The sequence below is a fragment of the Sphingopyxis alaskensis RB2256 genome, assembly GCF_000013985.1.
Classification (GTDB): domain Bacteria; phylum Pseudomonadota; class Alphaproteobacteria; order Sphingomonadales; family Sphingomonadaceae; genus Sphingopyxis; species Sphingopyxis alaskensis.
The window spans coordinates 2,192,967-2,216,760 of record NC_008048.1 but is presented as its reverse complement, the minus strand read 5'-3'; the positions used below and the strand labels follow the sequence as shown (position 1 = coordinate 2,216,760).

The following is a 23,794-nucleotide window of genomic DNA, read 5'->3' as shown; positions in this document are numbered from 1 at the left end:
TTTCCCCATGACTAGGGTGCGGGGAGTAAAGAAGGGATTTACGGCGACGCGCTTTTGCGGTCAGGCGAAGCGGTTGTTGCGCGGAAAACCGGTTGGCGGCATCCGTCCCGCCGCGCCGCGCGCGACGCGCCAGGGTGCCAGGTCGGTTTCGGTGCGCGTGCGGCCGCTGTCGCCGCCCATCGCCCAGCTCAGTCCCTCGGCAAGGACAAAGCTCACTGCGTCGGACAGGCCGCCGTCGCGATAACGTTGCAGCATCACGCCCTGGCCGCGCCCCATCACCGGCACTTCGGCGAGCGGGAATACAACCAGCTTGCGATTGTCGCCGACCACCGCGACGCTGTCGTCGCCCGGCGCGATCGGGCGGGCGACGACAAGCGCCGCCCTGGGTTTCAGATTGACGACATTGCGGCCCTTGCGCGTTTCGGCGGTGACATCGTCGGTGTTGACGATGAAACCGTGCCCGCTCGTCGAGGCGAGCAGCAGGCGGCCCCCGGCGCTCGCGGGGACCATCGCGACGATCCGCGCGTCGGGGTCGATGTCGACCATCAGCCGCAGCGGCTCGCCGAACCCGCGCCCGCCGGGCAATTTGTCCGCCCCGACGGTGAAAAAGCGCCCGTCGCTCGCGGCGATCAACAGCTTGTCGGTCGTCTGCGCATGCGCGGCGAACAACAATTCGTCGCCTTCCTTGAACTTGAACTCGCCCCACTGGTCGGGCGCGACATGGCCGCGCTGCGCGCGAATCCAGCCGCGCTTCGACAGGATCACCGTCACCGGCTCCTTTTCGATCATCGCGTCGAGCGGAATCTCCCGCGTCGGCGCGGCTTCGGCGATCGTCGTGCGGCGCGCGCCAAGCGACGTGTCGAGGCCATAGACGCCGCGCAGCCTTTCGAGGTCCTTGCGCAGCCGGGTGCGCTGGCGCGCGGGGCTCTCGACCAGCTTTGCCAGTTCCTCGCGCTCGGCGGTCAAATCGGTCTGCTCGCGCTTCAGCTCCATTTCCTCGAGCTTGCGCAAGGACCGCAGCCGCATGTTCAATATCGCCTCGGCCTGCCGGTCGGTCAGCTCGAACTCGGCGATCATCACCGGCTTGGGTTCGTCCTCGGTACGGATGATCTCGATGATCCGGTCAAGGTTCAAAAAGGCGATGATGTAACCGGCGACCAGCTCCAGCCGGTCGTCGATCTTCGCGATCCGGTGCTCGGCGCGGCGGACGAGCACGATGATCTGGTGCTGGAGCCATTCGGTGAGCAGTTGTTTCAGCCCCATGACCTTGGGCGTGCGCGTCGCGTCGAGCACGTTCAGATTGAGCGCGAAACGGCTTTCAAGGTCGGTCAGGCGATAGAGGCTGTCCTTCAGCACCTCGGCGTCGACGTTGCGGCTCTTGGGCACCAGCACGATGCGCAGATCCTCCGCGCTTTCGTCGCGGACATCTTCCAGAATTGGCAGTTTCCTGTCGGCGATCAGCTGCGCCACCTGTTCGATCAGCTTTCCCTTGGCAACGCCATAGGGAATCTCGCTGATGACGAGCTGCCAGGTGCCGCCGGACAGCTTCTCGATCCCGTCGGCTTCCCACTTGCCGTCAGCATCCTTGCCGATCGAAAAGCGCGCGCGGACGCGAAAGCTGCCGCGCCCGCTTTCATAGGCCTGCGCGATCGTCTCCGCATTCTCGGCGACGATGCCGCCGGTGGGGAAATCGGGGCCCTTCACATGGTCGAGCAGATCGGACAGCCCGGCTTTTGGATTGTCGATCAGCAGCAGCGCGGCGTCGATCACCTCGGCGGCATTGTGCGGCGGGATGTTCGTCGCCATCCCGACCGCGATCCCGCTCGCCCCATTGGCGAGCAGGTTCGGGAAAAGCCCCGGCATGATCTCGGGCTCTTCGTCTTCGCCATTATAGGTCGGGCGGAAATCGACCGTGCCTTCGTCGAGCCCCTGCATCAGGTCGACCGCAACGCGCGTCAGGCGCGCTTCGGTATAGCGATAGGCGGCGGCGTTATCGCCATCGATATTGCCGAAATTGCCCTGGCCGTCGACGAGCGGATAGCGGAGCGAAAAATCCTGCGCGAGGCGGACCATCGCGTCGTAAACCGCGGTGTCGCCGTGCGGGTGGAACTTGCCGATGACGTCGCCGACGACGCGCGCCGATTTCTTGTAGCCCTGGCTCGGGTCGAGCCGCATCGCGCGCATCGCCCACAAAAGGCGGCGGTGGACGGGCTTCAGCCCGTCGCGAAGGTCGGGGAGCGAGCGCGCGGTGATCGTCGACAGCGCATAGACGAGATAGCGCTGCGACAGCGCGCTGTCGAACGGGGTATCGATGCTGGTGCCGGACTCGGAAGGGGGAAGGTCGTCGGTTGTGCTGGCCATTATCGGCCGCCGATAGCAAGGCTGACGCGCCATGGCAAAGCCTTGCGTCGGCGCACGGTGTCCTCTCCTTCGTGAAGCGCCCGATCAGCCGGCGCGATGCTCGCCGCGCACCCAGCGCACCGTGCCCGACGAGGCGCGCATGACAACGCTTTCGGTGGTCAGCCCGCCGCCGCGGCGGTGCTTGACGCCGCGCAGCAGCGATCCGTCGGTGACGCCGGTGGCGGCGAAGATCACGTCGCCCCTGGCCAGATCGCCCAGGTCATAGACGCGGTCGAGATCCTCGATTCCCCATTTTTTCGCGCGCAGCCGCTCGTCGTCGTTGCGGAAGAGCAGGCGGCCCTTGAACTGGCCGCCGACGCAGCGCAGCGCCGCGGCGGCGAGCACGCCCTCGGGCGCGCCGCCCGATCCCATGTAAAGGTCGATATTGGTATCGGGGTTGGTCGTCGCGATCACCCCGGCGACGTCGCCGTCGGGGATCAGCGCGACGCCGCAGCCGATCGCGCGCAGTTCGGCGATGATTGCCTCGTGACGCGGGCGGTCGAGCACGCACACGATGATCTCTTCGGGCGCGACGCCCTTTTCGCGCGCGACCGCCGCGACATTCTCGCGCACGCTCTTGTCGAATCCGATGATGTCGGGCGAATAGCCGGGGCCGACCGCCAGCTTGTCCATATAGACGTCGGGGGCGTTCAAAAGGCAGCCTTCCTCGGCGATCGCCAGCACCGCGAGCGCGTTGGGACCGGCCTTGGCGGTGATCGTCGTGCCCTCCAGCGGGTCGACGGCGATGTCGATCTTTGGCCCCTTGCCGGGCGCATTCCCGACCTTTTCGCCGATATAGAGCATCGGCGCTTCGTCGCGCTCGCCCTCGCCGATGACGATGGTGCCGTCCATGTACAGCGTGTTGAAGGCGCCCCGCATCGCCTCGACCGCGGCGGCATCGGCGGCCTTTTCGTCGCCGCGGCCGATCAGCTTCGCGGCGGCGATCGCCGCGGCTTCGGTGACGCGCACCATCTCGAGCACGAGCACCCGGTCGAGGTTGCTGCCGCTGTTCGTCATCTCCACCACTCTCCGTCTTTACTTGCTGCGCCCGTTCGGCATGGTGGGCGCCATATGGCCCGCCGCCCCGCTTGTCGAGAATGCTTCACCCGATTCGCCGCGGCTTTCGCGCTCTCATGCGTCATGCCCGTGACGGCGGGTGCGCAGATGCAGGGGCCGCCCGCACCGCCGCCGCCGCGCGACGCCGAAAGCGCGGTCGCGAATGCGAAGGAACTGGTCGATCCCATCCGGCGCTGCAAACCTACCGAGGACGGAACGATCAACGTCTGCGGCACCGACACCGAGCGCCACCGCCTGACCCCCGAACTGCGCGCGATCGCGCAGGAAGGTCGCGAGGCGCCGCCGAAGCTGCCGCGCGCCGAAGCGCGGGCGATGAGCCTCGACAAGCTGCCCTATAACTGGATATCGATCGGCGGCCGCATGAAACCCGGCCCCGAATATAATGCGCTTTATGAGATGGCAAAGGAGCGCACCGACCCCGAAACGGGAACGCCGCCGCCCCTGGAAGAGCCCTAGCAGGCTGCGGAAAAGCGGGTGCGTTCGGCCTTTTCTCCAACGGACCGAGGCTTAGACGCGTTTCGGCGAGGGGTTTGAGGCGGTCTTTTCGGCCATTTCCCGGGATTGATCCGATTTGAGGCGGAGTGCGGGCATGGTCATGCGGCCACCATTGGCTTCGGCAGCCGGACGAGGTTGCAGGTGGCGGCGGTCAAGGTGAAAGCCTGGCCGACGCGATCGGTGCCCTTGTGGCGCGTTTTACGCGGGCCACCGACGGTCCTGGCCCAACCGAACACTTCTTCGATCCGCTTGCGAACCGCCAAGCTGATGGCGTAGCCGGGATGGCGGGTGGTGCGACCGTCGATGGCGCTTCTGCGTCGTCGTTCACCGGCCTGGTTGATCTGCTCGTTGCGAGCGATATGCGGCGTGACCTTGCGGGCGCGCAGAGCCTGAACGAACGCGCGTGCGTCGTAAGCCTTGTCCGCGCCCAGGGTGATGCGGCCGGTGGCTTTGAGTTCATCGACCAAAACCAGTGCCGCCTCACGTTCGGCGGTGCCTGTGGCCTGAGTGACGAGCGCGCCGACCACCAGGCCATTGCGGTTCTCCATTAGCCCATGCCCCATGAAGGCCATGCGCGACGACTGACCGTTGGCCTTGCGATAGAGCTTCGCTTCGGGATCGGTGGTCGAGGCATGCGTCTGGTTCGACCGCTTCTCGCCGCGAAAGTCGCGTTCGGCATTGCGCCCGGCCCCCGCCGGTCCCTCGCCATCATCCCTGGGGCGGAAGCTCTTCATCGAAGCCCAGGCGTCGATCAGCGTGCCGTCCACCGAGAAATGCTCGTCTGAAAGGAGATCGCGGCCTCGGGCCTGCGCCACGACCGCGGCGAGGAACCTGGTCGCCACATCGCCTTCCAGAAGCCGATCACGGTTCTTGGTGAACACCGAGGCGTCCCAAACCGCCGCATCCATCGACAGACCCACGAACCGGCGGAACAGCAGATTGTAGTCCATCTGCTCCATCAACTGGCGTTCCGATCGGATCGAATAAAAGGCTTGTAGCAGCAACGCGCGCAGCAGCTTCCCAGGCGCGATCGAGGGACGCCCCGTCTTCGCGTACATCCCCTCAAAATCGGCCGGCAGCACCTCCAGCACTTCATCGACAATCGCCCGGATCGGCCGAAGCGGATGGCTCGCAGAAACCCGAGCCTCGCAACTCACATAGGAAAACAGCCTCTCCGTCCCAATGTCGTCCCCCCGCATGCTGCCCCCCCCCCCAGCTCAACGCCGCCATTGAATCACGCCGAGCCCCGAACGGGAACAGTTTTTCCGCAGCCTGCTAAAGCAGACCCAGGAACCGGGCCGCATTGTCCCAGTCGCGCTGCTTCGCCGCGCGCGCTTTCTGTGCTTCGCCGTCGGCGCCCCAGCGGCGTTCCTGATACAGCTCATCGAGGCTGACCGCCTGCCACAAGGCGTCGGCGTCGAAGGCGTTTTCGATGAGCGCCAGCCCCGCGACGAGCGAACCGCCGATCGTCACCAGCGGAGTCAGCGCCGTGATCCGCCACTGGTCCTGCGCGAACGCGGCATCCCGCAGCGCCGCGACGGTTGCGGCGGGCTGGTCGACCGGAATCACGCCCTGTGTCAGCGCGAACTCGACGCCGTAGCGTTCCTCGGCCCAGGCGAGCAGCGGGTTCCACGCCGCCGCCTGTTCGGCCTGCAACGTCGCGTCGCGCGCGTCGCGGTAGCAGAGAAGGTCGCTCGTCGCATAGGCCGCGATCGGCGCGGCAAAGGCGGTGAGGTCGGGCGCGGCGAGGTCGATCGCGGCGTTGGCCAGTCCCGTCATCGGCATCGCGGCGGGATCGATCGTTTCGCCGACGTCGTCCCATTCGGCCGCGATCGCTTCGGCCAGTGCCGCGCTCGCAACCATCAGCGTCGCGCGCTGCGGCGTGCGCACCGGCCGCCCGTCGAGCGCGATGCTCCAGCCGACGCCCTCGGCGACGACGGTCACCTCTTTCCAGAAGCGCTTCACAGGTCTCTGGGCGAGCGCCAGCGGCGTGCGAGCAGCAGCGGCATCACCGCAAAATCGAACGCGCCGATCAGCACGATCGCAACCCCGATCCAGCGGTCGGTCGGCTGGCCCGCCAGCGCAAATCCGCCGCTGATGAGGATGAAGCCGATCGCGATGAAGGCGACGCCCATCAGGCGCATGATCGTCATCGCGAAAAAGCGCTTCTTGGCGAGTGTGTCGTCGGCCGGGGTCATGCGCCCTCCCTATCGCCGCCGAGGTGGCGCATCAACTGTGCGAGCGCGGTCGCGTGGGGTGCGCCGACGGCTTTTTCGCGGCGGGCTTGCGTCCCGTCGGCTTGGCGATTTTCGCCTTGGCCTTGGGTTTGGCCTTGCCGACATGGTCGGTCGGCTTGCTGGTTGCGGTGCGCCCGCGGCGTTCGCCGCGCCGTGCCTTGCGGATCTGCTTGGCATACGCCTTGGCAGCGGCTTTTGCCGAAGCTTTCGGCGGCGGTCCCCTGGCGTCGTCATCGATCTCGACCTCGCCGAGGAGCGGGTCGAAGCCGAGCGCGTCGAGGCTCGCGGCGAAATGGTCGGGCACGTCGGCGCTCACGTCGATCACGCCGCCGTCGGGATGGTCGATGCGCAGCCGCCGGCTGTGCAGGTGTAGCTTGCGGCTGATCGTCCCGGTCAGGAAGGCGCCCTTGCCGCCATATTTGCCGTCACCGACGATCGGATGGCCGATCGCTGCCATATGGACGCGCAACTGGTGCGTACGGCCCGTCAGCGGTTGCAGCTCCACCCACGCCGCACTGTTCCCCGCGCGGTCGATCACGCGATAGCGCGTTTTCGAGGCAAGGCCGCTGTCGTGAACGTGCATCTTTTCGCCCCCCGACCCCGGCTGTTTGGCGAGCGGCAGGTCAATCTCGCCCTGCGCGATGTCGGGCACGCCGACGACGATCGCCCAATAGGTTTTCTTCGCGCTGCGGTTCGAAAAGCTCTTGGCGAACCAGGCCGCGGCGCGCGGGGTGCGCGCGATCAGCAGCGCGCCGGACGTATCCTTGTCGAGCCGGTGGACCAGCTTGGGGCGCACCGGCGCGTCATATTTCAGCGCGTCAAGCAGTCCGTCGACATGATGCTCGGTCTTCGTCCCCCCCTGCGTCGCGAGGCCGGGCAGCTTGTTGAGAACGATGGCGCTCGCGTCGCGGTGGATCAGCATCGATTCGGCGAGTGCGACGTCGGCTTCGGTCAGCGGACGGTCCTTGCGCGCCGGTCGCGCCTCGGCTTCGACCGGCGGCACAGGCATGACGAGCCTCTGTCCCACCGCGATCCGGTCGGACACATCGGCCTTCCTGCCGTCGAGCGTCAGTTGCCCCGACCGTGCCCAGCGCGCGAGCAGCGCGTGCGGCGTCCCCGGCCGGTGGCGCTTGAACCAGCGGTCGAGGCGAATGCCGTCGTCCTCTTCGCCTATGACCGCGTCGTCGAGCGGCGTCTTGCGCGCGTTCATGCCGGAAGCTGCCGGATCAGGATCATGCCGGCACCGCAGGCCAGCAGCGCCCCGACGACCGATGCGACCACATAAAGGCCCGCCTGAACACTCTGCCCCCGTTCGAACAGCAGCCAGAACTCCATGCTGAAGCTGGAGAAGGTCGTGAATCCACCCAACATGCCGACTCCGACGAACAGCCGTGTCGTCTCGCCGCCCGTGCCGCTGCGCGCAAGCAGTCCGATCAGCAGCCCCATGGCAAGACTGCCGACGATATTGACGGAAAGCGTCCACCACGGAAAGCCGGGGCCGAACCGCGCGAGCATCGCCTGCCCGACCAGGTGGCGGGCTCCGGCGCCGACCGCGCCACCAACCATGACGGGAAACAGGCTGTTCATGCCGCTCGCCCTAGCCCGAATCCGCGGCGAGGCAAAGGCGCATTGCTATGCGCCGGGGATCGCGTCGGCCTTCGCGGGGCGCTCGTGCGCGACGCGCCAGTCGGCGGGCGCGCTAAACTCGCCCTGCCAGATGCCGCGCCGGGCAGCCTCGGCAGCGGCTTCTTCGCTGCGATAGTCGCTGTCGCTCGCAACCGCCCAACCCTGCCGGACCATTTCGGCGCCCAGATCGACGCCTTCGGGAAAGGGCGCGGTCCGGCAGCTCGCGAGCGTACGGCCATATCGGTCCCTCGACGACAGCGTGCAGTGCAGCGGCCCGCGCCCCGCAAGCCGCTCGAGCGCCTGCCGCGCTTCGCGCCCGCACGGCCATGGGGTTCCGGCGCGCGCGCAGGCCTGTCGATATTCGACCGCATCAATCCCTGTCAGCCGGATCGTCACGCGCGCGCCATCGTGTCGGACGATCAGGCTGTCGCCGTCGATCACCTGCACCAGTGGCACCGATCGGGTGGGCAACGGCCGCGCGAACCAGGCAGCGAACGCCAGCCCCGCGAGCAGCAGCGCCGCCCCGGCGGCGCGAAGCCGTTTGCGCCAGACCAGCCGGGCGGGAGGAGAGGGGCGCCGCATCATCGCCGCCTCGCCTGATCGCGACGCGGCGGCTTGGCAAGGCCTAATAAGAGGTTGACGATAAGAACAAAACGTGTCCAAAATGGAGCGATCCGGCCCGGTCGATGCGCGCCCTGCCGCTCCCGGTCCGCATATTGCTCCGGATTGGTGGCGAACAGGAGCGAACAAAATGCGGGTTGCACCGAAATGACGGCAAGATCACGTCAGGGTGGAGAGGTAATACAGGGGGTGACGTCATGATGGATCATGGAGTGGAGCCTTGGTTCGGCCCGTCGGACGACGGCGACGGTTTTGGCGGGGCGTTTCCGGCGGCGCCGATGGGTGGGACGATTGCCCGCGGCGTCGCGTCGCCGATGCTGCTCGTCGGGGCGCCGGGCGACTGGCTCGGGCAGGCGGCGCATGCCGAGGTGCGCCTCGTCAGCGCGCTCGCGCCGCCGCGCGCGGCGGCCTATATCCGCCAGGTCGTGATGCTCGACATCGTCTGGCTCGCGGCGGCCGAAACGATCGGATCCCCGACCTTTGCCGAAATCTGTGCGGCGATCGAGCAGCGCGGCTGCGCGCTCGTCTGCGAAACCACCTTGGCGGCGCTCGACCGGGTGGCCGCCGCGATTCCGGCATCGGTCGATGTTCAGTTGCTCGTCGATGCCGACCCGGCCGACAAGCTCGTCGCGCTCGCGGCGGCGCGGCGCACGCGCTTTGCCGAGCTAAACGACGTGTCGCGCGATGATGCGATGGAAAGCATCGACCGGCTGCAGGAAGAGGTGGCGCGCATCGCGCGGACGCTGGGCGACCTCGCGGCGCGGCAAGGTGGATTGCCCGGCGCTCCGACCGGCTTCGCGCCGCGCGGGGGTGACGTCGATTTTGTCGGGCAGCTTCGTTCGCCCGCGCGCGATTTTGCCGCCATGCCGCGCAGCTTCGTGCCCGAGGAGCGGACGCTCGACCGCCAGCGCGCCAAGCAGGTACGGCGAATGCTGCGCCAGCGGCGGATGCGCGAACAATATTTCCCCGCCGACCTGTTCGCCGATCCGGCGTGGGACATGCTGCTCGACCTGTATGCCGCTCGGCTCGAACGCCAGCCCGTCTCGGTGTCGAGCCTCTGCATCGCCGCCGCGGTTCCCGCGACCACCGCGCTGCGCTGGATCAAGACGATGACCGATGCGGGATTGTTCCTGCGTGAACAGGATCCCCACGACGGCCGCCGCATCTTCATCGCGCTGGCTGAGGGCGCGTTCGACGCGCTTTCCCGCTATTTCGAGGCACTCGACGAATAGGCCGGATTGGTGGCGACGGCGGCTCCGGTCCGTTGGGGATTCCCGTTGGGCGGTGCAGTCCCTATAGGACGGCTTCGACAAAGGAGGATCGTCCGCAATGCCGATCATGGCCGCTCGCGTTTATCATCGGGGCAAGCTGGTCCGCGACCTGGGGCCGCACGAAGCGTTGCCCGAGGATTGCGATCCCGGCGATTTCTTCTGGCTCGGCCTGTTTGCGCCAACCCCCGAAGAGCTGTCGAGCATCGCGAAACGCTTTGGCCTTCACCCGCTCGCGGTCGAAGATGCGCTGAAGGCGAACCAGCTGCCAAAGGTCGAGGTTTATGGTGACCAGCTATTCGTCGTCGCGCGCACCGCCACGCTCGACGGCGAGGCGATCCACGCGGGCGAAACCGCATTGTTCCTTGGTCGGCATTTTCTCGTGAGCGTTCGCCACGGATCGGCGCGCGCGCACACCGACGTTCGTGCCCGGCTCGAAAGCCTGCCCGCCAAGCTCGCGCATGGACCCGATTATGTGCTCTACGCGGTGCTCGATTTCATCGTCGACGGCTATTTCCCGGTGATCGACGCGATCGAGGATCGTATGCTGGGCGTCGAGGACCGGGTGATGGACACGCCGCTCAGCGCCGCGGACATTCGCCATCTCTACAAACAAAGGCACGAAATCATCCGTTTCCAGCGGCTCGTCGGGATGATGAAGGAAGTCGCGGCGCGGCTGGCCAATGGCGACGAATTGCCCGCGATCGACCCCGTCGTGCGCCCCTTTTTCCGTGACGTCTGGGACCATGTCCAGCGTGCCGAATATCGTCTGGCGGGGCTGCGCGACATTGCGGTGTCGGTGATCGAAACCAACGGGATGCTCGAACAACAACGCCAGGGCGCGATCACCCGCCAGCTCGCGGCGTGGGCTGCGATCCTCGCGGTTCCGACCGCGATCGCAGGCATTTATGGGATGAACTTCGACTATATGCCCGAACTTCGCTGGCCCTTCGGCTATCCGCTGATCGTCGGCGGCATGACCGCGATCTGCCTCACCCTCTATTGGCGCTTCAAACGCATCGGCTGGCTCTGATAGCCCGACGCACGGCTTGCCAGCCGCGGCGCCTTGTGGCAGGGGCGCGCTTCCCTTCGGGGGCGCTTAGCTCAGCTGGTAGAGCATCTCGTTTACACCGAGAGGGTCGGCGGTTCGAGCCCGTCAGCGCCCACCATCATCCGACAGGCCTTGCCCGGATCAGGAACGCGCCGGACGGCTGGCGCGCCATACCGTCCATAGCGTGAACAGCCCCATCGCCGCCCAGACGATGTTGAGCGCCGCCGACGGGATCGCGCCGTTATAGCCCGAATTGACGATGAAGCCGCCCGCGCCCGCGACATTCATCCATTGATAGGCATAGCCGCGCGCCTCGAGCTTGCCGAGCGACAGCAGGACATAGGCGGCAAGGATGATCGCCGCCGCCGCCCAGCCGATGACTTCGATGATGATCGTTACGGCGGACATGCGCTTCGTCTCCATATGAAAACGCCCGCCCCGTGAAGGGGCGGGCGCTTGCGGCGTCAGTCGATGGCGGCGTCAGGCCGCGAGCTTGCGCAGCACATAATGCAGGATGCCGCCATTCATATAATATTCGACTTCGTTCGCGGTATCGATGCGGCACAGCGCGTCGAAGGCGAAGGTCGAGCCGTCGGGACGGGTGACGTTGACGGTCACCGTCTGGCGCGGCTTCAGGTCCGCAACGCCGGTGATCGTGAACTGGTCGTCGCCGGTGAGGCCCAGCGTCTCGCGCGTCTGGCCGTCGGTGAACTGGAGCGGCAGCACGCCCATGCCGACGAGGTTCGAGCGGTGGATGCGCTCGAAACTCTCGACGATCACCGCGCGGACGCCGAGCAGGTTGGTGCCCTTGGCCGCCCAGTCGCGCGACGAGCCGGTGCCATATTCCTTGCCTGCGATGACGACGAGCGGGGTGCCGTCGGCCTTGTGGCGCATCGCGACGTCATAGATCGGCATGACTTCCGAGCCATAGCGCGACATGCCGCCCTCGATGCCGGGGACCATTTCGTTTTTGATGCGGATATTGGCGAAGGTGCCGCGCATCATGACCTCGTGATGGCCGCGGCGGGCGCCGTAGCTGTTGAAGTCGGCCTTGCTAACCTGATGTTCCATAAGCCATTTTCCGGCCGGGCTGTCCGCCTTGATGCTGCCCGCGGGGCTGATGTGGTCGGTGGTGATGCTGTCGCCGAGGATCGCGAGCGGCTTTGCATCCACGATGTCCGACACCGGCGCCGGGGTCATCGTCATCCCCTCGAAATAGGGCGGGTTGGCGACATAGGTGCTGCCCGCGCGCCACTGATAGGTGTCGCTGCCCTCGACCTCGATCTTCTGCCAATGCTCGTCGCCCTGATAGACATGGGCGTAGCGGGCCAGGAACATGTCGCGGTCGACCGCGCCGGCGATCGCGTCGGCGACTTCCTGATTGGTCGGCCAGATGTCGGCGAGGAAGACGTCCTTGCCGTCCCGGTCCTGTCCGATCGGCGTGGTGGTGAAATCCTCGGTCACCGTGCCCTTCAGCGCATAGGCGACGACGAGCGGCGGCGAGGCGAGGAAGTTCGCGCGCACGTCGGGCGACACGCGGCCCTCGAAATTGCGGTTGCCCGACAGGACCGAGGCGGCGACGATGTCATTGCCGTTGATCGCGGCCGAAATCGGCTCCGCGAGCGGCCCCGAATTGCCGATGCAGGTGGTGCAGCCATAGCCGACGAGATTGTAGCCGACCGCGTCGAGATGGTCCTGCAGCCCCGCCTTGACCAGATAGTCGGTGACGACCTGCGACCCCGGCGCGAGCGAGGTCTTGACCCACGGCTTGGGCTTCAGCCCGCGCTCGTTCGCCTTCTTGGCGACGAGGCCCGCGGCGACCATCACGCCGGGGTTCGAGGTGTTGGTGCAGCTGGTGATCGCCGCGATCACCACGTCGCCGTCGCCGATATCATGCTCCCTGCCCGCGACCGGCACGCGCTCCGGCGCGTCCTTGCCATAGACGTTCCTGAGGTCGGCGTTGAACACATCGTCGACTTCGGTGAGCACGACCTTGTCCTGCGGCCGCTTCGGCCCGGCGAGGCTGGGGACGACGCTGCCCATGTCGAGCTCGAGCGTGTCGGTGAACACCGGATCGGGCATGTCGGCCGCCAGCCACAGCCCCTGCGCCCTGGCATAGGCTTCGACCAGCGCGATATTTTCGTCGGAGCGACCGGTGAGGCGCATATAATCGAGCGTCTTGTCGTCGATCCCGAAAAAGCCGCAGGTCGCGCCATATTCGGGCGCCATGTTCGCGAGCGTCGCGCGGTCGGCGAGGCTCAAGGACGCGAGGCCGGGGCCATAATATTCGACGAAGCGCCCGACGACGCCCTTGGCGCGCAGCATCTGCGTCGCGGTGAGCACGAGGTCGGTCGCGGTGACGCCTTCCTTCAATTTGCCGGTGAGCTTGAAGCCGACGACTTCGGGGATGAGCATCGACACGGGCTGGCCGAGCATCGCCGCTTCCGCTTCAATCCCGCCGACGCCCCAGCCGAGCACGCCGAGGCCGTTGATCATCGTCGTGTGGCTGTCGGTGCCGACGCAGGTGTCGGGATAGGCGACGAGCGCGCCCGACGCATCCTCGCTCGACCACACCGCCTGCGCGATATGTTCGAGGTTGACCTGGTGGCAGATGCCGGTGCCCGGCGGCACTGCCTTGAAATTGTCGAGGCTTTTCGACCCCCATTTCAGGAAGTCATAGCGTTCGCCGTTGCGATAATATTCGATCTCGACATTCTGCTCGAACGCCTTGGGATGGCCGAACTCGTCGACCATCACCGAGTGGTCGATGACGAGGTGGACGGGGACGAGCGGGTTGATCTTCGACGTGTCGCCGCCCAGCTTCGCGATCGCATCGCGCATCGCGGCGAGGTCGACCACACAAGGAACGCCGGTGAAATCCTGAAGCAGGACGCGCGCGGGGCGATATTGAATCTCGCGGTTCGAATGCGGGTCCTTCTGCCAGTCGACGAGCGCCTGCACATCATCGGTCGACACGGTGAAGCCGCCATCCTCGAAGCGCAGCAGGTTTTCGAGCAGCACCTTCATCGAAAACGGCAGGCGCGAGACATCGCCCAGCTTGGCCGCGGCCTTGTCGAGCGAATAATAAGCGTAGCTCTTGCCGCCGACGTCCAGCGTCGAGCGGGTTCCCAGCGTGTCGTTGCCCGTGGTGGTCATAGGATGCAGTCCCCATGTTGGCGCGGCGGGGAATGACTGTCCGGCGGCGCAGCGGGAGAGCGGGGCCAGCGGGAGTCGCACGCGCGGGTTTATGTTGGCGCCGCCTTACGCCGGGAGCGGGGAAATGCAAGGGGGTGGGGGTGGTTGGTTGGCGTGTGGATGCAGCGGGCAGCGCTATTCGACAGTGCGAGGGCCGGGCGCTACGTGCTTCGCCAGTCGAACTATCACTTGCCTCAGATGGCTGGCTGTGATTCTCTAATGAAATTGGGAAAATCCGAGCGTAATGCTGGAATTATGCAGCACGCTAACGATAGAAATCTTAGGAAATGTTATGGCCGACGGCAGTGCAATTGAGTGGACCGACGCAACTTGGAATCCCGTTACGGGCTGCACCAAGATCACGACTGGCTGCGATAACTGTTATGCTGAGCGCTTTGCAGAGCGTTGGCGCGGCATTCCTGGGCATCCCTTCGAAAATGGCTTCGACTTAGTTCTTCGACCAGAGCGGCTTGACCAGCCGCTTCGCTGGAAACGAAGCCGGATGATCTTCGTCAATTCCATGAGTGACCTCTTCCACAAAGGTGTGCCCAAGTCGTTCGTTGACGCCGTGTTCGAGACAATGGAAGCAGCTGATTGGCATATTTTTCAGGTACTTACAAAGAGAAGTTCGCGGATGCGCGATTACCTGAAAAGTCGTTACGAGCAACGCACGCCTCCGCAACATATCTGGCTCGGCGTTTCTGTCGAGGACGCAAAAGGAGCAGCACGCATAGAGCATCTCCGTGCTGCGCCCGCCAGCGTGCGCTTTCTTTCCGTTGAACCCCTTATCGGCCCTGTCGGAGAGGTCGATCTGTCAGATATCCATTGGGTGATTGCCGGAGGAGAGAGTGGTCCCGGCGCTCGGATTCTTAATATAGAATGGGCGCGACAAATCAGAGACGAATGCGAAAGGCAAAATGTATCTTTCTTTTTCAAGCAGTGGGGAGGTATAAGGCCAAAAAGTGGCGGTAGAGATCTTGATGGGCGCGAGTGGAATGACTTTCCTTCTATGAAAGCAGCTTCCGGATAATGGCAATTGACTCCGCACATTATATTGGGCGTGAGCAAGCGCTCGTAAAGCACACATTTCTTGATCGATATCTTCCATCTCTAATTGGAAAAGTGTGCTCACGATACGACGAGTTCGTCTATGTCGATGGCTTTGCCGGTCCTTGGCAATCTGCCGCGGGAGAAAGCTTCGACGATACTTCATTTGGTATCGCGCTTACTCACATGACGGCGCAGCGCCTTCTATACCTCAGTAAAGGTCGAAATATAAGAATGCGAGCATTCCTCGTGGAAAAGGACCCTAGCTCATTTGCGCAACTGGAACGCGCCATAGCGCGGTTTCCAAAAATTGAGATTATTCCTTTAAATGGGTTGATGGAGGCGCATGCCGCAAGGATCGCTTCGTGCATTCCACAATCAGCGTTCTCCTTTACACTGATTGACCCCAAAGGATTTCCAGATATCGGAGCAATGCTCCCTCTTCTTAAGAGGGAACATGCAGAAGCACTCGTTAATTTCATGTTCGATTTTGCTAATCGGTTTGCAGGTACTGACCTTATACCAGCGTTAGAAGATTGGCTTTCCGCATTGGGAAGCGTGGGTTGGCGCCAAGAGGTCGAGGGGCTCTCAGGCTCCGAGCGCGAACGGAAGCTAGAAAGATTGGCTGCCGAAGCATTACAGATTACCGGCGCTTACTCGTTTTCACCTGTTATTACGGTGGACAAAGTTCTTCATAATCGGCCGCTGTACAAGCTAATCTTTCTTTCAAGGCATGCCGAAGGCTTGAAGGTCTTCCGAGACAGCGAGGCGAAAGCGCTGGACACGCAAGCAACGGCTCGGTCTGCATCAAAAGCAAAGAAGAGGGCCGAAAGCTCGCCAATTGGAGATTTGTTTGCCGACGGGGAAGATGCGGTACCAAATGATCGAAGCTCTCAGGTGATCAGGCAAAGCCGGCAAGATGCCATTCGTGCCCTTGGAGCGCAAATAATGACCGCCGGCTCAAGCGGAATGGTTTGGGGAAACCTTTGGCCTCCTATCCTAGAGGATTTTTCCGTCACGCGATCTTGGCTTGGCCACCAAGTGAATGACATGCGTAAAGCGGGCCGGATTTTAGCACCGGGGTGGCCAAGCGAACGAAAGCAGATCCCCGAGGACAGCCAACGCTTGATTTTGGCCCAAGCCGTCTCGCCCACCTAGGGATCAGGGGACGGTTATTCCCCTGGCTGCCTCGCTCACTCCACCAACCCCAATTCCTGCCCCGCATGGAAAATGCGCAATACCTCAACCGCATCCCCCACCCGATAGGCAATAACCGTCCGCCCGCGAAAATTGAGCGTTCGCACGCCCGGCGCGATGTCGTCGCGTGGGGTGCCGCGTTCGGGAAAGGTGGCGAGGTCGGCGGCGTGGGCTTCGATCGCGCTGGTGTAGGCGAACGCCGTGTCGGGATCGGCGTGGTCGGCGATCCAGTCGTAGAGGCGGTATCAGTCGTAGAGGCGGTAGAGGTCGTCGGTTGCGGTCTGGCGCCAGACGGTGCGGAGCGGCTTGGTCAAGCGGGCTTGCCCGTCCGCTTGGCGTGGCGGGCGGCGAGGGCGGTGCGGACGTCTTCGGCGGGCTGGACGGGGCGAGGGTCGGCGAGGGCTTCGGCAACGCGGACCTTGAGCAGTTCGTCGAGCAGCGCTTCCTCGCGCTCGAGCGCGCGCAGGCCCGCGCGGACGACCTCGCTGACCGAGGCGTAGCGGCCCGATTTGACGCGATCCTGCGCGGCGCGGGTGAGCGGGCCGAGGGTGACGGTGACGGGCTTTTCGGCGCGCGAGGCCATGGGCGTTCTCCTATGACAATGTCATATCATGGGGACGGAAGGTGGGTCAATTTCGCGCTTCGTCCCCCTCGGTCGAGGGGCGTTTCTCCGCCAGTCTGTTTCTGCGTCGTCGCATGGATCCCGGATCAAGTCCGGGATGACGATTTGGGGGGCGTCACATTTTTCGCTTTCCTACATTATCCAAATAGGTTCAAAATCATTCCGATTCATTCCAGTGATTCGGGAGATGGCGCTATGGCGGCTAAGGTGGTGCGGAGTTCGCGGGGGGAATCGGATGCGGTTTCGGGCGGCGGCGACGTGAGAAACAGGCCCTCCCCCAACCCCTCCCGCAAGCGGGAGGGGAGCAAGGCGGACGGTGAGGCGGGGGGCAGGGAAAATCCCCTCATGCCGGGCCTGCGCATCCGCGAGGATGGGTGGACCGCGGCGCGGACGCGGACGTTTCTGGCGGTGCTCGCGCAGTCGGGGTGCGTCACCGATGCGGCGCGCGTCGCGGGGATGAGCCGCAAGGCGGTGAACGACGCGCGGCGGCGCTTCGAGCCATTCGATCGCGCCTGTTCGACCGCGCTGGCGCGGGCGCTGCGCGGGCTGCAGGCGGTCGCCTATGAACGCGCGGTGGTCGGGCGCGAGACGGTGATCCTGCGCGGCGGGCAGGAGGTCGAGCGGCGGATCATGCCGTCGGACGCGATGCTGGGGCTGCTTTTGAAACGCGGCGAGCTGGGGGAGGGCGGCGCGGCGCGGACGCTTTACGCGCGCTATGACGGCGATGCGGCGATCAGCGCCGAGGAGCATATGGAGGGCTGGCGCTTCGACGGCGCAGGCATCAAATACTTCCATCCGGGCAGCGCGCGCGAAAGGCTGGCCGACAAGCTCTATCGGATGCGCGCAGCGGCGGTCGACGAGGAAGCCGAAAGCGGGCGCTGTATGCGCTGCGGCCAGCTGGCGAGCGGAGCAGCGGCCGCGCGGCTCGCCGTGGCGCGCGACGCCGAGGCGGAGATGGACGCCGAAGCCGGCGCCGCTGCGTAACGCGTGAGCGCGAGGTGGGCGCCGGGCGGCGATTTCGACCGGGGCGGGAAGACGGCCGCCCGCCTTCCCGCATTCCGGTCAATATTTGACGCGCGCCGTGAAGCGGGCGTTGATCGGCGCCCCCGGCGTGATGTTGTTGAGGTTGTGCGCGTCCGAAAAATAGCGCTCGTCGAACAGATTTTCGACATTGACCTGAAATGCAACCCGCTCGTTCGCCTTGACGAACAGCGCCGCATCGACGCGCGTGAAGGCGGGCAGCCGGGTGGTCGTGGGCGCGGTGCGAATCGCGGCGAACTGGCTCGACTGATGGACAACGCCCAGACCCATCCCGACATTGCGGTTGAAATCATAGCGGTTCCACAGCGCGAACTGATGTTCGGGCACCTGGCCGAGCCGGATGCTGTCGTCATTCTTGCGATGGGCGTCCTGCCAGGTGTAGCCGCCGCTCACCTGCCAGTTCGGCGTAATCCGGCCGGTCAGCGCCAGCTCGACACCCCTGGTCCGTGTATCGGTCAGGAATTGCGATCCCGGCACGCCCGCGACCGGCACGGCGGTGTTGTTGCGGTCGAGCTGGAACAGCGCCGCTGTGACATTGAGATCGGGCCGGATGTCCCATTTGGCGCCGACTTCGTAATTGATCATCCGTTCGGGCGTCAGATCCTCCTGCGCCGGGGACGATCCCGACGCGGGCGCCAGGGTCAGGAACTGATCGCCCGACCGCGGGAGGAAGGAGCGGCTGTAGCTGCCGTAGATCGAAACATTTTCCCGTGGCTTGAGGATCAGGCCGATCCGCGGCGACAGTTTTTCGTCGGTACGGGCGAACGGACGCGGGGCGCCGATCAGGTCGGTGCCCTTGATCTCGAACCGGTCGTAACGCACGCCAAGGACCAGATCGACATGCGATCCGAATGCAATCTGATCCTGGGCATAGGCCGAGAAGAACCGGACGCGCGAATCGGTGTTGCGGACCAGCGGGCCGAAACTGACCGTCGGATAGACGATGTTGGCGAGGTCGAGGGTGCCGTTCGACAGCGTGCCGTTGCGGCGCTGGTTCGTCGAATCCTGGTCGCCATATTCGAGGCCGAACAGAATCCGGTTGTCGATCCCGCCCAGGTCGACGTCCCAAAGCAGGTTGCTCTGCGCGATAAAGTTCTGACGCCGGGTCGCATCGGTATAGCTCGACAAGGCGACGGTGCCGGTCGGGCTCGTGGCGGGGCCATTGGCAAAGACGTTGGTATAATATTTGTCATAGTCGCCATAGAGCAGCGTGGTCGACCATGTCAGCGCCTCCGCCAGCTCGCCGTCGATCCGCGCCTTGACGATATGGGCCTCCAGCCCCGTGCGATTGACGCCCGGCACACCAAAGAAAGTGTCGCGATAGCCCGTGATCGGACGGTTCGGCCGTCCGGGCGCGGTCGCGATCGACGGCACCCCGCGGTCGGTCACGCGGTCGTCGTTCACATATTCGTAGGACAGTCCGAGCTTCCAGCGGCCCAGATCGGCCGCGACATAGGGATTGATGGCATAACGTTCGCCTTCAAAGAAATCGCGATGATTGTCGAGGCTCTCGTAATTTGCGTTGAGCCGGAACGCCGCACCGCCACCAAGGGGCGCATTGACATCCGCCGAAACGTCCCAGGCGCCGAAGCTGTTGGCGCTGACCGTGCCGCCAACTGCCAGCGCATCGGCCGATGGCGTCTTCTGAACCCGGTTGATGACGCCGCCGCTGCCGCCGCGGCCAAAGATCATCGCAAAGGGGCCTTTCAGTATCTCGACCCGCTCGATGTTATACAGGCTGCGGAAATACTGGACGTCGTCGCGCACCCCGTCGAGAAAGAAGTCGGCGGTCGTGTTCTGGCCGCGCAGGGTGATCTGGTCGCGATTGCCCTCGCCCTGGCCGATGGTGGTACCGGGGACATAGCGCAGGACGTCGGCGATCGAACGCGACGCCTGATCGTCCAGCCGCTCGCGCGTGACCACCGAAATCGTCTGTGGCACATCGATCAGCGGTGTGTCGGTCTTGGTCGCGGTGACCGAATTGGTGGCGACATAGCCATCCGACTTGCCGATCACCAAAATGGTGCGCGCATCCTCGCGCTCGGCCTCGCTGGCGACCGCCGTCGCCGGAAAGGTCGCCGCGGCAGCGGTAAGCAAAAACAGTTTCTTCACATGGCCCCCTGTTGGATTCGCTGATCGTCGCGGCGCCGCTAACGCTAATGCGAGCGAATTGCAACACTGTTGCGCGATTGTGCGAAAAAAATGGGTGGCGAGAGGACGGCCATGCAATCCGCACCGCCGGTCGGACGAGCCGCCTGCCGCTCTATGATGTGCGGTCCGGCGCGCGCGTGCCGGGACGTGGGGCGAAGATGGCTCAGGCGGTGCCGCGCAGGACGAGGCGCACGGGAACGCGCGTGCCGCTGCGCGTGCGCTCGTCATCCTCCAGCGCCATCGCGACGAGCGCCTCGCCCGCGGCGTCGAGGTCGGGCTCGAGCGTGGTCAGCGCGGGGTCGGCGAGGGTGCCGGCGCGGATGCCGTCAAAGCCGATCAGCGCGACATCGTGCGGGACGCGGCGGCCGGCGTCCTTGAGGCCTTGCAGCACGCCGAGCGCGAGCATGTCGCTGGCCGCGAAGATGGCGTCGACGTCGGGGTGCGCGGCGAGCAGCGCCTGCGCGGCGGCGACGCCCTGTGCGTGGCGGTCGGTGGCGGGCGGCGGCTCGGCGACGATGGGCGTCAGGCCGTGCGCGGCGAGGGCGGCGGTGAAGCCGTCGCGGCGCTCGTCGAACTGGCGCTGCGGCGATTGCTGCGGCCCGACGAAGGCGATGCGGCGGCGACCGAGCCCCACCAGATGGTTGGCCGCCATCTGGCCGCCCTCGTCATTTTCGCTGCGCATCCAGTGAAAGGGGCTGCCGGGGCTGCCCCAGCAGACGAAGTCGAGCCCCGACGCCTGCGCCTCTGCGAAATAATCCCAGGCGGCGCGGTTGCTGGTGGTGCCGATGACGATCATCGCGTCGGCGAGCCCCGAGGCGACGAAATCGGCGCGGAAATTGTCGGGATTTTCCTGAAAGCTGACGAGCAGGTTGAAGCCGCGCGCCGACGTTGCGGCGGCGATGCTGCCGAGCAGCGCGAAGTAGAAGGGATTGATTGCGCTCCTGTCCTCGCCGGGGCGGCAGATGGTGACGAGCGCGATCGTCTCGCTGCTTTTGAGGCGCAGCGACGAGGCGTGGCGGTCGACGACATAGCCCAGTTCGCGCGCGGCGGCGGCGACGCGCGCGCGCGTTTCGGCGTTGACGCCGGGCGAGTTGCGAAGCGCGCGCGAGACGGTCGATTGCGATACGCCCGCGCGCTCGGCGACGTCGAACGAAGTCGGGCGCAGCATCTTTGCGGTCATGGCGGCGTCTCTCCCCCTCCCGGCCCGTCTCTCGCCGGGAGGACGCGGCTTGTCAACGTGCGGGCGACGCTGCGGTCGCGCCGGTCGCCGAGGCGGCATCGGGCCAGCGGATGACGATCGAGAGCCGCCCCGCGGCGGCGGTGCGCGTCCATCTCCCTTTGAGCTGACGTTCGATCAGCGTGCGGATGAACCGGGTGCCGAAACTTTCCTGCTCGATATTCGGGGTTTCGGGCAGCCCGCTTTCGGTCCAGTCGAGCGTCACCTGACCATCCTCGCGGTGCCAGCCGACGCTGAGCTCGCCCTCGCCCGCCAGCGCGCCATATTTGATGCTGTTGGTGACGAATTCGTGGACCGCGAGCGAGATCGCCTGCGCGCCCTCGTCATCGAGCCGCACCGCGGGGCCGGTGATGGCGGCAAGCCGGTCGGGTGGAACCCCGGCGAGGTCGAGCTCGCGGTGGACGATGCGTTCGAGTTCGACCGTGTCGACCGCGCCGGTGACGAGCATCTGCTTGGCATCGGACAGCGCGCGCATCCGGCCGTCGAACTTCGCCTCGAACTCGTCGAGGCTGGCCGATTCGCGCAAGGTTATGCGCGCGAGCGCGCCGATGCGCGCAAAGGCGTTCTTCATCCGGTGCGCCATTTCGCCGATCATCAGCTCGCGGTCTGCGGCGCGCAGCGCCTGTTCGTCGGCGAGCGCGCGAAAGGCGTCGACGCGGCGGTGCTGGAGCCGCATGAGCTGCATTGCGAGCAGCATGATCGCAAAGCCGAAGAGGAAGATGGCGACCGGCCGGCCGAGCCGCTCGAACAGGCGGCTGTAGGAAATGCGCATCGTCCACTGGCGGTCGGCGACGCGCAGCACCTGTTCGTGCGGGTCCCAGCCCATCGTGCCGTGACGATAGGCGAGCGGCGCCGCCGGTCCTTCGCCGGCACGGATTTCGATCCCGTCGATCGTGTCGAGCTGCGCGCCGAGGATTGCGGTCATCAGGTCGTCGATGCGGAAGGGCGCATAGACGAACGCCTCGATCGGCCGCGCGCCCGGCGCGCTGGCACGGGTCGCGGCGCGCGGCGGGTCGCCGGGGAGCGCAGGGGCGCCGACGCCGGGCGCCGGCTGGTCGGCATAGACGGGGACATAGATGAGGAACCCCGCCTGGCGCCGCGTCGCCGCCCCTTCCTGCACCAGCTCGACGATGCCGCTCGCCGCGGGCGCTCCCGTCTGCCAGGCCCGGCGCATCGCCGCGCGGCGTACCGGCTCGCTGTACATGTCATACCCCAGCGCCTGGTCGCGGCGCGGCGTCGGAGGTTCGAGCAGGACGATCGGAAAGCCGATGGGCTGGTCGCTGACCGGCCAGACCGCAATGTCGCGGCCGTAATTTTCGCGCAGCATCGCCTCGGCCGCGGCGGGGGTCCGCTGGCGCATCGCGACCGCGATGCCGATCCCCTCCAGCCCCGGCGCATGGACCTGCGGCTGCAGCGCGTTGAGATAGGCGCGGACGCCGGGACCGCTCGACCGGCTGTCCGACCGATAGAGCGCGCGCACCCCTTCGAGCAGCGCGACATGATCGCGCAGCCGCGTGTCGATCTGCATCGCGACGCGCTCGGCGCGGGCGCGCTCGTCGGCGCGATTGTAAAAGAAGCTGCCCGCCGCGGCGGCGAGCGTGGCGATGAGGATGACGAACCCGACGAAGCGGGCCGAGAGCGCGAGCAGCCGGTCTGCCCATGACGAAGGGCGCATGTCTCTGTCCTGCCTGCTGGCTGCCGCAGCAGCGCCCCCCTCTGGCGCCCGATCTTCCATGCCGCGCCGCCGATGGCAAGTTTATTTCATACCATAACGGCGATGCCTGACGGGTTGCGAATCGCAACCCCTGGCCTATGCTCGCGCCACTTTCGCAGAAAGGATTTGTGATGATTGTTTATGGTTCGATCGTGTCGCCCTTCGTACGCAAACTGCTCGCCTATCTGGGCGAAAAGGGGATCGATTTCGAGCTGAAGGGCGTCGGCCTGGGCGATCCCGATCCGGGGTTCAAGGCCGCCTCGCCGCTCGGCAAGATGCCCGCGATCGACGACGATGGTTTCCTGCTCGCCGATTCGAGCGCGATCATCCATTATCTGGAGGCGAAGCATCCCGAACCAGCGCTGATCCCCGCCGACCCCCGCGAGCGCGGGCAGGTCATCTGGTGGGAGGAGTTCGCCGACACGGTGTTCGCGGCGTGCGGCGGCAAGATGTTCTTCAACCGCATCGTCGCGCCCAAGTTCCTCGGCCGCGACGGCGACCTGGCCGCCGCCGCGGCGGCCGAGGCGGAGGAGCTGCCCAAGCTGCTCGACTATCTGGAGGGCGCGATCCCCGCATCGGGCTTCCTCGTCGGCGACCGGCTGACGCTCGCCGACCTCGCGGTCGCGTCGCCGCTGATCAACCTGCGCCATTGCGGATCGTGCATCGACGCGGCCAGGCATCCGAAGATTGCGGCGTGGAGCGAAGCGATATTGTCGCGGCCGAGCATGGCGCCGTGGATCGCCAAGGAAGAGCGGATGATGGCGAAGGTTTTGGGTGGGTGAGGGGGCGGCGCTCTTGAGGCTATCCGACGGGTG

Annotated in this window: 21 protein-coding genes, 1 tRNA gene and 1 pseudogene; 8 read left to right on the top strand and 15 right to left on the bottom strand. The window is 65.7% G+C overall.

What is annotated here, in order from left to right:
• Positions 1-60 precede the first annotated feature (60 nt).
• The gene (gene parC, locus SALA_RS10725; protein ID WP_049754646.1) at positions 61-2,361 is read right to left on the bottom strand and encodes a DNA topoisomerase IV subunit A; all 2,301 of its coding nucleotides are present in this window, start codon (positions 2,359-2,361) and stop codon (positions 61-63) included.
• Positions 2,362-2,445: 84 nt separating this feature from the next.
• Positions 2,446-3,417 carry a class II fructose-bisphosphatase gene (gene glpX, locus SALA_RS10720; RefSeq protein WP_011542392.1) on the bottom strand — a complete coding sequence of 324 codons (972 nt, stop codon included), beginning with the start codon at positions 3,415-3,417 and terminating at the stop codon, positions 2,446-2,448.
• Positions 3,418-3,540: 123 nt separating this feature from the next.
• On the opposite strand from glpX, the gene SALA_RS10715 reads away from it, so the two are divergent.
• Positions 3,541-3,933 (top strand): hypothetical protein, encoded by a 393-nt coding sequence (locus SALA_RS10715; protein WP_041383268.1) that lies wholly within the window; start codon positions 3,541-3,543, stop codon positions 3,931-3,933.
• A 137-nt stretch (positions 3,934-4,070) separates the two neighbouring features.
• Here the strand turns inward: SALA_RS10715 and SALA_RS10710 are convergent, their stop codons facing one another.
• From SALA_RS10710 to SALA_RS10685, 6 genes are all read right to left on the bottom strand, one after another.
• Positions 4,071-5,171: an IS5-like element ISSpal2 family transposase gene (locus SALA_RS10710; RefSeq protein WP_011542390.1), complete on the bottom strand. Its 1,101-nt coding sequence runs from the start codon at positions 5,169-5,171 to the stop codon at positions 4,071-4,073.
• A 76-nt stretch (positions 5,172-5,247) separates the two neighbouring features.
• The gene (locus SALA_RS10705) at positions 5,248-5,937 is read right to left on the bottom strand and encodes an ATP12 family chaperone protein (protein WP_011542389.1); all 690 of its coding nucleotides are present in this window, start codon (positions 5,935-5,937) and stop codon (positions 5,248-5,250) included.
• Entirely contained in the window at positions 5,934-6,170 is a 237-nt protein-coding gene (locus tag SALA_RS10700; protein ID WP_011542388.1) for a hypothetical protein, read from the bottom strand. The genes SALA_RS10705 and SALA_RS10700 overlap by 4 nt, the downstream gene beginning before the upstream one ends.
• A gap of 31 nt (positions 6,171-6,201) precedes the next feature.
• Positions 6,202-7,419 carry an RluA family pseudouridine synthase gene (locus tag SALA_RS10695; protein WP_011542387.1) on the bottom strand — a complete coding sequence of 406 codons (1,218 nt, stop codon included), beginning with the start codon at positions 7,417-7,419 and terminating at the stop codon, positions 6,202-6,204.
• A complete protein-coding gene (crcB, locus tag SALA_RS10690) occupies positions 7,416-7,796 on the bottom strand; it encodes a fluoride efflux transporter CrcB (RefSeq protein ID WP_011542386.1) in 381 nt (126 codons plus the stop codon). Before crcB ends, SALA_RS10695 begins: the two co-directional genes overlap by 4 nt.
• A 45-nt stretch (positions 7,797-7,841) precedes the next feature.
• Positions 7,842-8,420: a thermonuclease family protein gene (locus SALA_RS10685; protein ID WP_011542385.1), complete on the bottom strand. Its 579-nt coding sequence runs from the start codon at positions 8,418-8,420 to the stop codon at positions 7,842-7,844.
• Positions 8,421-8,653: 233 nt separating this feature from the next.
• On the opposite strand from SALA_RS10685, the gene SALA_RS10680 reads away from it, so the two are divergent.
• The 3 genes from SALA_RS10680 (at position 8,654) to SALA_RS10670 (ending at position 10,893) form a co-directional block, all read left to right on the top strand.
• Positions 8,654-9,688: a winged helix DNA-binding protein gene (locus tag SALA_RS10680; RefSeq protein ID WP_011542384.1), complete on the top strand. Its 1,035-nt coding sequence runs from the start codon at positions 8,654-8,656 to the stop codon at positions 9,686-9,688.
• Between the two features lie 97 nt (positions 9,689-9,785).
• Complete coding sequence (locus SALA_RS10675) at positions 9,786-10,757, top strand: magnesium and cobalt transport protein CorA (RefSeq protein ID WP_011542383.1); 972 nt, start codon at positions 9,786-9,788, stop codon at positions 10,755-10,757.
• 60 nt (positions 10,758-10,817) lie between these two features.
• Positions 10,818-10,893, top strand: a tRNA-Val gene (locus SALA_RS10670).
• Positions 10,894-10,916: 23 nt separating this feature from the next.
• On the opposite strand, the gene SALA_RS10665 is transcribed toward SALA_RS10670, so the two are convergent.
• Positions 10,917-11,183, bottom strand: coding sequence for a CBU_0592 family membrane protein (locus SALA_RS10665; protein ID WP_011542382.1), 267 nt, complete (start codon positions 11,181-11,183; stop codon positions 10,917-10,919).
• 72 nt (positions 11,184-11,255) lie between these two features.
• Positions 11,256-13,931, bottom strand: a complete 2,676-nt coding sequence (gene acnA, locus SALA_RS10660; RefSeq protein WP_011542381.1) for an aconitate hydratase AcnA — start codon at positions 13,929-13,931, stop codon at positions 11,256-11,258.
• 331 nt (positions 13,932-14,262) lie between these two features.
• On the opposite strand from acnA, the gene SALA_RS16865 reads away from it, so the two are divergent.
• Both SALA_RS16865 and tcmP read left to right on the top strand, forming a co-directional pair.
• Positions 14,263-15,000 (top strand): DUF5131 family protein, encoded by a 738-nt coding sequence (locus SALA_RS16865; protein WP_011542380.1) that lies wholly within the window; start codon positions 14,263-14,265, stop codon positions 14,998-15,000.
• Positions 15,000-16,175, top strand: a complete 1,176-nt coding sequence (gene tcmP / locus SALA_RS16860; protein WP_011542379.1) for a three-Cys-motif partner protein TcmP — start codon at positions 15,000-15,002, stop codon at positions 16,173-16,175. Before SALA_RS16865 ends, tcmP begins: the two co-directional genes overlap by 1 nt.
• 35 nt (positions 16,176-16,210) lie before the next feature.
• Here the strand turns inward: tcmP and SALA_RS16855 are convergent.
• Both SALA_RS16855 and SALA_RS10650 read right to left on the bottom strand, forming a co-directional pair.
• Positions 16,211-16,444: pseudogene (locus tag SALA_RS16855) on the bottom strand (type II toxin-antitoxin system RelE/ParE family toxin); the annotation flags it as partial.
• A gap of 80 nt (positions 16,445-16,524) precedes the next feature.
• Positions 16,525-16,797 (bottom strand): type II toxin-antitoxin system ParD family antitoxin, encoded by a 273-nt coding sequence (locus SALA_RS10650; RefSeq protein WP_011542378.1) that lies wholly within the window; start codon positions 16,795-16,797, stop codon positions 16,525-16,527.
• Between the two features lie 384 nt (positions 16,798-17,181).
• Between SALA_RS10650 and SALA_RS10645 the strand changes: the two genes are divergently transcribed.
• Complete coding sequence (locus SALA_RS10645; protein WP_041383266.1) at positions 17,182-17,820, top strand: hypothetical protein; 639 nt, start codon at positions 17,182-17,184, stop codon at positions 17,818-17,820.
• Between the two features lie 78 nt (positions 17,821-17,898).
• Here the strand turns inward: SALA_RS10645 and SALA_RS10640 are convergent, their stop codons facing one another.
• The 3 genes from SALA_RS10640 to SALA_RS10630 all read right to left on the bottom strand — a co-directional run bounded on the left by SALA_RS10640 (position 17,899) and on the right by SALA_RS10630 (position 22,940).
• Positions 17,899-19,989, bottom strand: coding sequence for a TonB-dependent receptor (locus SALA_RS10640; RefSeq protein ID WP_237700860.1), 2,091 nt, complete (start codon positions 19,987-19,989; stop codon positions 17,899-17,901).
• A gap of 202 nt (positions 19,990-20,191) precedes the next feature.
• Positions 20,192-21,208 carry a LacI family DNA-binding transcriptional regulator gene (locus tag SALA_RS10635; RefSeq protein WP_011542375.1) on the bottom strand — a complete coding sequence of 339 codons (1,017 nt, stop codon included), beginning with the start codon at positions 21,206-21,208 and terminating at the stop codon, positions 20,192-20,194.
• Between the two features lie 52 nt (positions 21,209-21,260).
• The gene (locus SALA_RS10630; RefSeq protein ID WP_011542374.1) at positions 21,261-22,940 is read right to left on the bottom strand and encodes a CHASE domain-containing protein; all 1,680 of its coding nucleotides are present in this window, start codon (positions 22,938-22,940) and stop codon (positions 21,261-21,263) included.
• A 170-nt stretch (positions 22,941-23,110) separates the two neighbouring features.
• On the opposite strand from SALA_RS10630, the gene SALA_RS10625 reads away from it, so the two are divergent.
• On the top strand, positions 23,111-23,761 hold the full coding sequence (locus tag SALA_RS10625) for a glutathione S-transferase family protein (RefSeq protein WP_011542373.1): 651 nt from the start codon (positions 23,111-23,113) through the stop codon (positions 23,759-23,761).
• Positions 23,762-23,794 lie beyond the last annotated feature (33 nt).

Coding starts and splice junctions, on each gene's coding strand:
- SALA_RS10675 (WP_011542383.1), top strand. CDS start 9,786: ATGCCGATCATGGCCGCTCGCGTTTATCATCGGGGCAAGCTGGTCCGC.
- SALA_RS10715 (WP_041383268.1), top strand. CDS start 3,541: ATGCCCGTGACGGCGGGTGCGCAGATGCAGGGGCCGCCCGCACCGCCG.
- SALA_RS10625 (WP_011542373.1), top strand. CDS start 23,111: ATGATTGTTTATGGTTCGATCGTGTCGCCCTTCGTACGCAAACTGCTC.
- parC (WP_049754646.1), bottom strand. CDS start 2,361: ATGGCCAGCACAACCGACGACCTTCCCCCTTCCGAGTCCGGCACCAGC.
- SALA_RS16865 (WP_011542380.1), top strand. CDS start 14,263: ATGGCCGACGGCAGTGCAATTGAGTGGACCGACGCAACTTGGAATCCC.
- SALA_RS10645 (WP_041383266.1), top strand. CDS start 17,182: ATGCCGGGCCTGCGCATCCGCGAGGATGGGTGGACCGCGGCGCGGACG.
- glpX (WP_011542392.1), bottom strand. CDS start 3,417: ATGACGAACAGCGGCAGCAACCTCGACCGGGTGCTCGTGCTCGAGATG.
- SALA_RS10650 (WP_011542378.1), bottom strand. CDS start 16,797: ATGGCCTCGCGCGCCGAAAAGCCCGTCACCGTCACCCTCGGCCCGCTC.
- SALA_RS10700 (WP_011542388.1), bottom strand. CDS start 6,170: ATGACCCCGGCCGACGACACACTCGCCAAGAAGCGCTTTTTCGCGATG.
- SALA_RS10635 (WP_011542375.1), bottom strand. CDS start 21,208: ATGACCGCAAAGATGCTGCGCCCGACTTCGTTCGACGTCGCCGAGCGC.
- SALA_RS10710 (WP_011542390.1), bottom strand. CDS start 5,171: ATGCGGGGGGACGACATTGGGACGGAGAGGCTGTTTTCCTATGTGAGT.
- SALA_RS10680 (WP_011542384.1), top strand. CDS start 8,654: ATGATGGATCATGGAGTGGAGCCTTGGTTCGGCCCGTCGGACGACGGC.
- tcmP (WP_011542379.1), top strand. CDS start 15,000: ATGGCAATTGACTCCGCACATTATATTGGGCGTGAGCAAGCGCTCGTA.
- crcB (WP_011542386.1), bottom strand. CDS start 7,796: ATGAACAGCCTGTTTCCCGTCATGGTTGGTGGCGCGGTCGGCGCCGGA.
- SALA_RS10665 (WP_011542382.1), bottom strand. CDS start 11,183: ATGTCCGCCGTAACGATCATCATCGAAGTCATCGGCTGGGCGGCGGCG.
- SALA_RS10695 (WP_011542387.1), bottom strand. CDS start 7,419: ATGAACGCGCGCAAGACGCCGCTCGACGACGCGGTCATAGGCGAAGAG.
- acnA (WP_011542381.1), bottom strand. CDS start 13,931: ATGACCACCACGGGCAACGACACGCTGGGAACCCGCTCGACGCTGGAC.
- SALA_RS10685 (WP_011542385.1), bottom strand. CDS start 8,420: ATGATGCGGCGCCCCTCTCCTCCCGCCCGGCTGGTCTGGCGCAAACGG.
- SALA_RS10630 (WP_011542374.1), bottom strand. CDS start 22,940: ATGCGCCCTTCGTCATGGGCAGACCGGCTGCTCGCGCTCTCGGCCCGC.